This is a genomic window from Planobispora longispora, from assembly GCF_016863135.1.
Lineage (GTDB): Bacteria > Actinomycetota > Actinomycetes > Streptosporangiales > Streptosporangiaceae > Planobispora > Planobispora longispora.
Genome location: NZ_BOOH01000068.1, coordinates 57,971 through 68,938, shown reverse-complemented (window position 1 = coordinate 68,938; position 10,968 = coordinate 57,971). Strand labels below are relative to the sequence as shown.

Annotated in this window: 10 protein-coding genes; 2 read left to right on the top strand and 8 right to left on the bottom strand. The window is 73.2% G+C overall.

Annotated elements, in window-relative coordinates:
• The first annotated feature begins 182 nt into the window (after positions 1-182).
• On the top strand, positions 183-509 hold the full coding sequence (locus tag Plo01_RS37370) for a DUF3040 domain-containing protein (protein WP_203895518.1): 327 nt from the start codon (positions 183-185) through the stop codon (positions 507-509).
• A 4-nt stretch (positions 510-513) separates the two neighbouring features.
• On the opposite strand, the gene Plo01_RS37365 is transcribed toward Plo01_RS37370, so the two are convergent.
• From Plo01_RS37365 to Plo01_RS37345, 5 genes are all read right to left on the bottom strand, one after another.
• Positions 514-1,407, bottom strand: coding sequence for a sugar phosphate isomerase/epimerase family protein (locus Plo01_RS37365; protein ID WP_203895517.1), 894 nt, complete (start codon positions 1,405-1,407; stop codon positions 514-516).
• A 176-nt stretch (positions 1,408-1,583) separates the two neighbouring features.
• Entirely contained in the window at positions 1,584-2,039 is a 456-nt protein-coding gene (locus Plo01_RS37360) for a MaoC family dehydratase (RefSeq protein WP_203895516.1), read from the bottom strand.
• A gap of 65 nt (positions 2,040-2,104) precedes the next feature.
• On the bottom strand, positions 2,105-3,592 hold the full coding sequence (locus Plo01_RS37355) for an acyl-CoA synthetase (protein WP_203895515.1): 1,488 nt from the start codon (positions 3,590-3,592) through the stop codon (positions 2,105-2,107).
• Between the two features lie 7 nt (positions 3,593-3,599).
• A complete protein-coding gene (locus Plo01_RS37350; protein ID WP_203895514.1) occupies positions 3,600-4,481 on the bottom strand; it encodes an amidohydrolase family protein in 882 nt (293 codons plus the stop codon).
• A 47-nt stretch (positions 4,482-4,528) separates the two neighbouring features.
• A complete protein-coding gene (locus tag Plo01_RS37345) occupies positions 4,529-5,440 on the bottom strand; it encodes an SDR family oxidoreductase (protein ID WP_203895513.1) in 912 nt (303 codons plus the stop codon).
• A gap of 101 nt (positions 5,441-5,541) precedes the next feature.
• On the opposite strand from Plo01_RS37345, the gene Plo01_RS37340 reads away from it, so the two are divergent.
• Positions 5,542-6,426: a PaaX family transcriptional regulator gene (locus Plo01_RS37340; RefSeq protein WP_203895512.1), complete on the top strand. Its 885-nt coding sequence runs from the start codon at positions 5,542-5,544 to the stop codon at positions 6,424-6,426.
• Between the two features lie 33 nt (positions 6,427-6,459).
• On the opposite strand, the gene Plo01_RS37335 is transcribed toward Plo01_RS37340, so the two are convergent.
• The 3 genes from Plo01_RS37335 to Plo01_RS37325 form a co-directional block, all read right to left on the bottom strand.
• Entirely contained in the window at positions 6,460-7,617 is a 1,158-nt protein-coding gene (locus Plo01_RS37335) for a hypothetical protein (RefSeq protein ID WP_203895511.1), read from the bottom strand.
• Positions 7,618-7,748: 131 nt separating this feature from the next.
• Positions 7,749-9,395, bottom strand: coding sequence for an amidohydrolase (locus tag Plo01_RS37330; protein ID WP_203895510.1), 1,647 nt, complete (start codon positions 9,393-9,395; stop codon positions 7,749-7,751).
• Between the two features lie 34 nt (positions 9,396-9,429).
• Positions 9,430-10,842 carry an amidase gene (locus Plo01_RS37325; RefSeq protein WP_203895509.1) on the bottom strand — a complete coding sequence of 471 codons (1,413 nt, stop codon included), beginning with the start codon at positions 10,840-10,842 and terminating at the stop codon, positions 9,430-9,432.
• Positions 10,843-10,968: the final 126 nt, after the last annotated feature.

Genomic DNA, 10,968 nt, shown 5'->3' with positions numbered 1-10,968 from the left:
CCCCGCTTTCGACCTCAAGCACCCGCACATCACGCCCCCGACGGCCCGGACCGGCGTGACCGGCCCCGCCGAGAAGTCCTGACCGCACCTTCCGGAGTCCTGACCGGATCCACCGGGAAGACCCGGCCGGACCCCTCGCCCGTTCACCGGGCGAGGGGCCGCACATCGAGGAGTCGTGCCGCATGAACCTGTCGAGGAGAGAGGCCCGGGTCCTGGCGGAGATCGAGCAGATGCTCCGGCGGCAGGACCGCGCCTTCGCCGGCGGCATGGACGCCCTGAACGCCGTACGCCCCGTGCGGGCGGGGCAGCGGTTCACCTGCACGGTCAGCCGCCGGGAGCAGGTCTACCTGGCGCTGGCCACCCTGACGCTCGCGGTGGTCCCGCCGGTGCTGGTCGTGGCGCTGTCCGACCCGCCGTGCGGAGCGCGCGCCGCCGTGTCGGCCGTGCGGGCGGTGGCCGCTCCAGGGGCGTCCGACCCGGACCGGCGGATCCCCGGCTGCCCGCGGTAGCGGTCTAGAACCTCAGCCTCCGCAGGTAGCGGTATCCGACCTCCGCGGTCTGCCGGGGAGTCACATCGGGCGTGTCGTTCTCCACGATGTACTCCTTCACGCGGTGCGCGTCGAAGATCCGCCGGAAGTCGATGGTCCCGGCGCCGAGGTCGGCCATGTCGCCGTCGAGGTGGCGGTCCTTGACGTGGAACTGCAGCACGCGCTGCGGCGCCTCGCGGATGACGTCGAGCGTGAAGCCCACCGGGTCGGCGACGCCGCGCCCGATGCCGCCGGTGACCGCCCAGTAGATGTCGATCTCCAGGTGGACCAGGCGCGGATCGAGCTCGGAGGTGAGCACGTCCCATGGCGTCCTGCCGCCCCCGAGGTCGGTCGTGAACTCGTGGGCGTGGTTGTGGTAGCCGTACCGCAGCCCGGCCGACCGGGCGGCCTCCGCCTCGACGTTCATCCGCTCGGCCCACGCCTTCCACTCGTCCAGGCTGGTCGAGTTCAGGTAGGGGACGACCATGTAGGACTGGCCGAGGGTGAGCGCGTTTTCGATCTTCGTTTCCAGTGCGGCGTCGTCGGCGCTGATGCCGTCGTGGCTGGAGGTGGCGCGGATGCCGAGCCGGTCGAGGAACCGGCGGAGCTGCCGCGCCGTACGGCCGAAGTAGCCGAGCGCCAGCTCGACCCTCGGGTAGCCGATCCCGGCCAGGTAGGCGAGGGTGGCGTCGTAGTCCCGGGAGAGGTCGTCGCGTACCGTCCAGAGCTGGATGCTGATCAGCCCCGGAGGGACGCGCGACCCGCCGGTGCGGCGGGACGCCGCCTCGGCGGGGGAGGCGGTGGCGAGGGCGGCGGCCGCCCCGATTCCGAGGCCCGCGGTGAGCAGGGACCGCCTGCTGGGGCCGTAGCCGTAGCACATGGGATCTCTGGCCTCCCTCTCATACCTCTCCCTTCGGTCCGCGCGAAGGGATAAGCGAAGCAGATCACCGCGAATATAACCCGCCTTATGCCGGAGGAGGAGGGCCTAATCGCCGCCGAGCGACCTACTTTCGCCCTCGGATGGAGGAAGTGGTTCCGGCGGGACCGGTGATCGGGTCAGGCGTAGTGGCGGTAGACGGCCTGGGCCACGCAGGCGGGCTTCTCGCCGCCGTCGACCTCCACGGTGAAGGTCAGGTGCATCTGCACGCCGCCCTTGACCTCCTCCACCGCCTCGACGACACCGGCCAGGCGGATCTTCGCGCCGACGCGGACGGGGGTGAGGAACCGGACCCTGTCCAGGCCGTAGTTGATGCTCATGGAGACGCCGCCGATCTCCAGGAGCTGGTTGAACAGGGGAATGATCAGGGACAGGGTCAGGTAGCCGTGGGCGATCGGGGCGCCGAACGGTCCCTTCCCGGCCCTCTCGGGGTCGGTGTGGATCCACTGGTGGTCGTCGGTGGCGTCGGCGAAGGTGTTCACCCGGTCCTGGGTGATCTCCAGCCACTCCGTGCGCCCGAGGTCGGCGCCGGCCAGGGCCTTGAGCTCGTCGAGTCCGTGCGCGGTGGTGGGCATGGTGGAAGTCCTTTCGGCGGGAGGTCGCCGCCGGGACGGCGGCGGGCGGGGGCGGGCCCCGGGGATCAGGCCCCGGAGGTGGTGCGGGAGTCGCGCAGCGCGGGCTTGAGGATCTTCCCCGAGGGGGTGCGGGGGAGCGTCCCGGCCCAGACGACGGATTTGGGGATCTTGTACTTGGCGAGCCGTCCCCGGAGGAAGCCCAGGATGTCGTCGGCGAGGTCGACGGAGGCGGCGCCGGCGTCCGGCCTGAGCACGACGACGGCCCGGCCGACCTCGCCCCAGACGGCGTCGGGGACGCCGATGACGGCGCACTCGGCGACGGCGGGGTGCTCCAGGATCACCTGCTCGACCTCGGCCGGGTAGACGTTCTCCCCGCCGGAGACGAACATGTCCTTGACCCGGTCGACGATGTAGGCGTAGCCGTCCTCGTCCAGCCGGGCGACGTCCCCGGTGCGCAGCCACTCGCCGGGGACGAGGGGCCGCGCGCCCCAGTAACCGGTCATGACGTTGGGCCCCTGGACGAGGATCTCGCCCTTCTCGCCCGGCGCGGCGTCACGGCCGTCGGAGCGCACCACGCGCGCGTCGGTGAAGAAGTGCGGCACCCCGGCCGAACCGGCCTTGGCCACGGCCTGCTCCGCCGGGAGGTACAGCACGCCGGGGGAGGCCTCGGTCATTCCGTACCCCTGGCTGAAGTCCAGGCCGCGCCGCAGGTAGGTCTCGATGGTGCGCAGGGGGACCGGCGCGCCGCCGCAGTTGAGCGTGCGCAGGCTCGACAGGTCGGTCCCGGCCCAGCGGGGATGGCCGGCCATCGCGTCGAACATGGTGGGCACGCCGAACATCTGCGTGATCCGCTCGGTCTCGATCAGCTCCAGCACCCGGCCGGGGTCGAACGCGCCGAGCAGCACCACCCGGCCGCCCTTGAGCAGCGTGGGCAGGCAGGTCATGTTCAGCCCCGCGGTGTGGAACAGCGGGGCGGCCACCAGCGTCGCCTCGTCGGCGAGGACGTCGATGTCGACGAGGACGTTGACGCTGTTCCAGGTGATGTTCGCATGCGAGAGCACGGCCCCCTTGGGGCGGCCGGTCGTCCCCGAGGTGTACATGATCATGCAGGGGTCGCCGGGGGAGACCGGCTCGTCGATCGGCTCGCCGCCGGCCCCGGCGATCAGCCGCTCGTAGTCGTCGAGCGGGACGCGGTGGCGGACGTCCAGCGCCGAGGCCGTCTCGGACGGGGTGTGGACGAGGACCGCGGCGCCGGAGTCGGAGAGGTTGAAGGCCAGTTCCGGTACGGCCAGCCGGGTGTTGAGCGGGACGAACACCGCCCCGAGCACTCCGGCCGCGAACAGCGTCTCCACGAACGCGGGGTGGTTGGGGCCCAGGTAGGCGACCCGGTCGCCGCGCCGTACCCCCAGGCCGCGCAGGGCGTGGGCCAGGCGCAGCACCCGCTCGTGCAGTTCCCCGTAGGTGATCTGACGTCCCTCGTGCACGACGGCGACCCGGCCGGGGGTCTTGCGGGCCCGGCGCGCCGGCCAGGATCCGATGCCTTGGTTGCGCACGGCGCCCTCAGCCCTTGTCCAGGCCGAGCAGCCGGGCCGCGTTGTCCTTGAGGATCTTCGGCCTGACCTCGGGCTTGATGTCGAGCCGGGCGAAGTCGGCCAGCCAGCGGTCGGGGGAGATGACCGGGTAGTCCGAACCGAACAGCACCTTGTCCTTCAGCAGCGTGTTGGCGTAGCGCACCAGCTGCGGCGGGAAGTACTTCGGCGACCAGCCCGACAGGTCGATGTAGACGTACGGCTTGTGCGTGGCGACCGCGAGCGCCTCGTCCTGCCAGGGGAAGGACGGGTGCGCCAGGATGATGCGCAGTTCGGGGAAGTCCACGGCCACGTCGTCGATCAGCATCGGGTTGGAGTGCTTCAGCCGGATGCCGCCGCCGCCGGGGACCCCGGCGCCGATGCCGGTCTGCCCGGTGTGGAACAGCGCGGGGACGCCGAGCTCCTCGATGGCCTCGTACAGCGGGTAGGCCATCGGGTCGTCGGGGGAGAAGCCCTGGATGCTGGGGTGGAACTTGAAGCCGCGGACCCCGTGCTCCTCCACCAGCCGCCGGGCCCGCCGGGCGCCGGCCCGGCCGCGCCAGGGGTCGATGCTGGCGAAGGGGATCAGCGCGTCGGGGTGCTCGGCGCAGGCGGCCGCGATCTCCTCGTTGGGGATCGGCGGGTGCCCGGTCGCGCTCTCGGCGTCCACGGTGAAGACCACCGCGGCCATCTTCCGCTCGCGGTAGTAGGCCGCCATCTCCTCGATGGTGGGCTCCCGGCTGCCGTGCACCTTGAAGTAGTGGGCGGAGGCGGCCGAGAGCTCCGGGCTCAGCGACGGGTGCCCGCCGGCGGAGATCTCCGCGTGGGTGTGCACGTCGATGGCGACGAGGTCGTCCAGGTTGAGCGACGTCATCATCGGCTCCTTTCGCTGACGGTCGGGCGGATGGTCGGGCGGGCGGTTCAGGCGCCGGGCGCCTGCGGGGCGGGGATGCCGTAGCTCTGCGGTTCGCGGCCGACCGAGGAGGACCAGGCCGCGGCGATCGCGTCGGCGCTCCAGCCGCCGTCGGCGTAGGCGGTGGCGATCTCCTGCGGGTGCGACCACAGGGCGAGCTTGTCGCCCCCGACGCCCACGCACTGGCCGGTGACGCCGGCGGCGGCGTCGGAGGCGAGGAAGACGACCAGCCCGGCGACGTCCTCGGGGGTCCCGAATCCCTCGGCCTTGCGCAGCCAGTCGGGCAGCGGCTCGCCGTCGCTCTCCAGTGCCTCGATGTGGGGGGCGAAGGCCGGGATCGTGCGGGTCATCCCGGTGGCGGCGATCGGGACGATCGCGTTGACCGTGACGCCGGCCCGGGCCAGCTCCAGCGCCCAGGTGCGGGTCATCGCCGCGATGCCGGCCTTGGCCGCGGCGTAGTTGGTCTGGCCGAAGTTGCCCCGCTGGCCGGCCGGGGAGCAGGCGGTGATGATGCGGCCGCCCCCGCCCTGCTCGCGCATGCGGATCGCGGCGGCGCGGGCGCAGGTGAACGTGCCGCGCAGGTGCACGCGGACCACGTCGTCGAAGTCCTCGTCCGTCATCTTCCACAACACGCGGTCCCGGAGGATGCCCGCGTTGGCGACCATGACGTCCAGCCGGCCGAACGCGTCGACCGCGCGGTCCACCAGCGCCTGCGCGGCCTCGCCGGTGCCGACCGGCGCCACCTCGGCGACGGCCCGCCCGCCCGCGGCGGTGATCTCCTCGACCGCGTGCCCGGCGGCCTCGGCGTCCACGTCGTTGACCACGACGGCCGCGCCGGCCCCGGCCAGCGCGGAGGCGTAGGCGAACCCGAGGCCGCGCCCGCCGCCGGTGACGACCGCGACTTTCCCTGTCAGATCCACTGGTGGCTCCTCATCTCACGTCTACAGGCTCAGACGTTAGACACTTTTATGTCGACAGTCAACGAAGTGCATAACTTTGTTGGCGGACCTACACTTGCCGCGTGACGAGCGCGACGACAGCGGACACCACGACCGGGGACCATGACGGCGGCGAGACCGCCGGAGACGAGCAGGCGGGCTCACCGCGACCGCAGTCCCTGCTCCTGAGCTTTCTGGGCCTGCACGTCCTCGGCCGGGACGTCGCGGTCTACTCGGGCAGCGTCATCGACGTGCTGGCCCGCGTCGGGGTCTCCGAGGAGGCCGTCCGCGCCACCCTGGCCCGCATGGTCCGGCGGGACCTGCTGGCCCGGCACCGTCGCGGACGCAAGATGTACTTCGGGCTCACCGGCCGTTCCGGCGCCGTCCTACGGGACGGCCACGACCGCATCTGGAGCACGGGGGTGGTCAACCGGGAGTGGGACGGCACCTGGACCCTGGTCGGCTTCTCCCTGCCGGAGGCCTGGCGGCGTCAACGGCACGACCTGCGCACCCGCCTCATGTGGGCGGGCTTCGGTCCCCTGCAGAACGGCCTGTGGATCGCTCCAGGCCACGTCGACGTCCCCCGGGTGGTCGCGGAGCTCGGCCTGGACGGCCATCTCAACGTGATGAGGGCCCACGCCGCGGAGCCGACCGAGGCCGCCCAGCTCGTCCGCCGCGCGTTCGACACCGCCGGCATCGCCGCCCGATACCGCGCCTTCCTGGACCGCTGGGACCACCCCGACCCCGCGCCGGCCGTCCCCGACGACTTCACCCGCCAGCTCCTGCTGCACAACGACTGGCTCCAGCTGGTGCGCACCGATCCCCACCTGCCCGCCGAACACCTGCCCGCCGACTGGCCCGCCATCCGGGCCGAGCACGTCTTCCGGACCCTGTCCGACCGCTACGACACCACCTCGCGCGAGCAGGCCGGGAGCACCCTCGACACCATCCCGACGCCGGAGACGTGACGGGGGCCGGGGCACCGCCGCGCCGCTCGCCGGTCATCTGATCGTGGAGGAGGTCACCAGCGGGCGGCCGCCGGCGCCGAGGAAGAAGATGCCGGGGAAGCCCCCGGTCTCGAATCCGGCGCTGCGGTTGCGGCGCAGCGTCGAGTGCTCGACGCGCAGGGTGCCGGTGCGGTCGTTGCTGACGAAGAAGACGGCTCCGCCGCCCTCGCGGGCGTGGTTGTCCGTGATGATCGACCCGGCGATCCGCACGGTGAATCTGTTCCCGTCGGCGTAGACGGCCCCGCCGCTGCCGCCGCCCGGGGTCCCGGCCTTCGCCGGGTTGGCGCCCCGCCCGACGGCCCTGTTGTGGGTGAAGACGCTGTTGAGCACCTCCCACGACACGCCGATGCTGCTCAGCGCGCCGCCGTTGGAGCACACGCCGCCCTGGCCGGCGGCCCCGCCGAACGTGCTGCCGACGACGTGGACCGGCAGATCGCGCGACTGGTCGAGCACCCGGATGGCGGCTCCTCCCACGTCCGGGCCGGTGGGATCGCAGCGGTTGCGGACGAACCGGGAGTTGATCACTGTGAGCCGGCCGCCGCGCACGAAGATCGCCCCGCCCCCGCCCCCGTCGAGCCGCTCCCCGGTGGCGTCGCCGTCCGCGAACGTCAGGTTCTGCACGGTGAGCCGGGGGGTCTCCTGGTCGTCGCAGTGCGACGTGGTCCACACCTGCGCCTTGTCGCAGGTGTTCATGTAGAGGATCCGCCGCCTGCCCGCGCCGCTGAGCGTCACCTTCCCGCCGCCGTCGATGACGACGCGCGGGCTGGTGTTGCGGACCTTGGCGGTGGCGGTCAGCTTGATGGTCACCGGCCCGGGACCGCAGGAGAAGGTGATGACGCCGCCCGCGGCGACCGCCCGCACCACGGCCCGCGAGGTGCAGCTGCCGGGCGTGCCGTCGCCGACGACCCGCGTCGGTCGCGAGGTGTCGACCGGCCGGGCCTCGGGCGGTACGGCCGCGCGGCCGCGGGGGTTCCCCGGGCCGGGCGCCTCCGCCGCCCCGGCCTGTGATGACCCGAGCCGCGGGGAACCGGCCTGCGCGGAACCGGTGGACGGCGGGGCCGCCGCGGCCGGCGGCTGGCCGATCCACGCGCATGCCGAAACAGTGATTCCCGACACCACTGGGACGAGGAGCGCGTTACGTCGGAATCGCATGGGCCGAGGCTAACGGGAGACCGATGACCGTATTGCCGCTTTGGTGAGATCCACCGCCCGGCGGGGTCCGATGCCGCCGGCCGGGGCGGCGACGACCTCCGTACGCGGTTCACCGGCGGGCCGCCGCGGGGTCAGGCGCCGGGAGCCGTGTACACGCGCGTCCCGCCGGCGTAGGTGAGGGCGACCCGTGTCCCGGCGATCGCCCCGGCGGGGCCGGCGAAGGGATCGCGGTCCAGGACGACGAGGTCGGCCCGGTTGCCGGGACGCAGGCTGCCGGTGTCGTCGAGATGGTTCACATGGGCGGAGCCCGCGGTGTACGCGGTCAGCGCGGTGACCAGGTCGAGGGCCTGCCCGGGCAGGAACGGCTCGGCGTCCTCGCCGGGCGCGACGCGGTTGACGGCGACGTGGACGCCGTGCAGGGGGTCGGGGCTGCTGACGGGCCAGTCGCTCCCGGCCGCCAGGACGGCCCCGGCCCGCACCAGGTCGCCGAACGGATACTGCCGGGCGGCGCGCTCGGGCCCCAGGAAGGGGATGGTCAGCTCGTCCATCTGGGGTTCGTGGGCGGCCCAGAGCGGCTGGATGTTGGCGGCCGCGCCGAGCGCCCGGAACCGGGGCAGGTCGTCGGGGTGGACGACCTGCAGATGCGCCAGGTGCGGGCGGGTGTCCCGCCACCCGTTGGCCGTGCGGGCGGCCCGCACGGCGTCCAGCGCCTCGCGGACGGCGCGGTCGCCCAGGGCGTGGAAGTGCACCTGGAAGTCGAGCGCGTCGAGCGCGGTGACGTACTCCTTGAGCGCCTCCGGGTCGATGAAGCTGATGCCGCTGTTGCCGGTGGCGCAGCCGCAGACGTCCAGGTAGGGGGAGGTCATCGCGGCGGTGAAGTTCTCCGCGACGCCGTCCTGCATGATCTTGACGGTGCCGCAGCGCAGCCGGCCGCGGGTGAGCCGCTCGCGCCGCTCCAGCAGCTCCGGGATCTGCTCGGCCCCCCGTCCCCGGGCCCACCACAGCGCGCCGACCACGGTCGCGGTGAGCAGGCCGTCGCGGGCGGCGGCCAGGTAGGCGTCGGACGGGTCGGGATAGCCGTCGGAACCGGCCGGCAGGGCGTCCTGCCAGGCGGTGACACCGAGGCTGTGCAGCAGTTCCTGCGCGCGGAGCAGCCCGGCCAGACGGTCCTCGGCGGTCGGTTCGGGCACGAGGGCGCCGACCAGGGCCATCGCCCCCTCCTGGAGCGTCCCCGCGGGAACGCCGCCGGGATCCCGTTCGATGCGGCCGTCGGCCGGGTCGGGGGTGCGCTCGGTGATCCCGGCCAGCTCCAGGGCCCGGCTGTTGACCCAGGCCCCGTGGTGGTCGCGGTTGGTGAGGTAGACGGGCCGGTCGGGCACGGCCGCGTCGAGCAGGTCGCGCGTGGGCACGCCGCCGGGGAAGCTCTCCATGGACCAGCCGCTGCCGGTGATCCACTCCTTGCCGGGGTTCGCCTCGGCGTACGCGCGCACACGGCGCACGTACTCGCGCGGGTCGGTGGTGTCGGACAGATCGCACTGCCCCAGTTCCACCCCGCCCATCACGGCATGGATGTGGGCGTCCTGGAAGCCGGGCAGCAGCAGCCGCCCCCGCAGGTCGACGACCTCGGTGTGCGGGTCGGCCAGGTCCTTGACCTCGTCGTGCCCGACCGCGATTATCCGGCCGCCGCGGACGGCCAGGCTGGACGCCCACGTGCGGGCGGAGTCCATGGTCAGGATGGGGCCGCCGGTGAACAGCAGGTCGGCGGGGGCGTGGGTCATGCGAGCGGTTCCAATCGGCGGGCGGTACGGCTTCTTACAGGGCTGGGACGAGCCGGGGCGCCCGGTCCTCGATCGCCTGGGCGGCGTCGAGGATGACGTCCTCGGCGAACCGCCCGCCGATGAGCTGGACGCCGATCGGGAGCCCGTCGGCCAGCCCGGCCGGCACGGAGACGCCGGGGAACCCCAGCACCGGCAGCGCGGTCATCGGCCACTGCGCCGGGACGATGGCGCGTCCGCGCGCCGGGTCGTCGATGTCGGCGTCCTGCTCGAAGGGAGGCTCTGCCGAGACCGGGGTCAGCAGGATCCGGTCCCTGCCCAGCAGTTCCTGGAGCCGGGTGATGAGCGTCGCCCGGCGGGCCCAGCCCTGGATGTAGACCTCGAGGCCGGGTTTGTCCCCCCACAGCTCCGCGGCGTACTCATAGGCGTGGCGCATGTGGACGCGCAGCCCCTCGTCCGCCATCGCCAGCATGCCGGGCAGCCCGGGCCGCATGTCCTCGAACAGCAGCAGGGACCACAGCCTCGACGCCTCGGCGAGCATCGGCAGCTCCAGCTCCTCCACCTCGTAGCCGGCGTCGGCCAGCCACCGCGCCGCGTCGTCCAGCGCGGCGTCGACGGACGGGTGCGGAGCGGCGAGGCCCACGTCGCGGACGAGCCCGACGCGAACCGGCCCGGCCGGCGGCGCGGCCTCGGGCAGCGCGGGGACGCCGAACGGGTCGCGCAGGTCGGGGCCGGCCATCACCTGCAGGGCCAGGCGGGCGTCGGCCACGTTCCGGCCCAGCGGGCCCTGCACCGCCCACGACTGGAAGGTCAGAGGGCCCTCGATCGAGCTGTCCTCGGGAGCCATCCAGTTGGACACCAGGCCGACGGTCGGGCGGATGCCGACCACGCCGCAGCATGCCGCGGGGAAGCGGATCGACCCGCCGATGTCGTTGCCCTGCGCCAGCGGCGTCATGCCGGCGGCGAGGGAGCTGGCCGCACCGCCGCTGGAGCCGCCCGGCGTGTGGTCGGCGCTCCACGGGTTGAGGGTCCTGCCGTGCGCGTCGTTGGTGGAGAACCAGCGCACCGAGAACGCGGGGACGTTGCTCCGGCCGAGGAGGATCGCGCCCGCGCCGCGCAGGGCGCCGATGCACGCGTCGTCCTCGGTGGCCGTCGCGCCGGCCAGGGCCGCGATCCCGTGGCTCATCAGGCGCCCCTTCTGCGGCGTGTTGAGCTTGGTCGAGACCGGCACGCCGTGCAGCGGGCCGAGCGCCTCGCCGGCGGCGACCGCCTCGTCGGCCCGGCGCGCGTCGGCCAGGGCCTCCTCGGGACGGACGTCGACGAGGGCGTTCAACATGGGATTGACCTCGTCGATCCTGCTCAGGCAGGACTCCACGACGTCGACCGCTGAGATCTCCCGGGTGCGGATTCCTGCCGCGAGCTGAGTTGCGGACAGCTGCCAGAGTTCCATGCCTGCTCCTAAGGGATGTCCCCTGCCCGTACCGGGGGCGTCATCGGCCGTCGGTAACCGTCGGTGGCCGTCGGTGGGCGTCAATGACCGAAAGGCGGATTCGCATCGGTGATGTCGAGGAGGGTA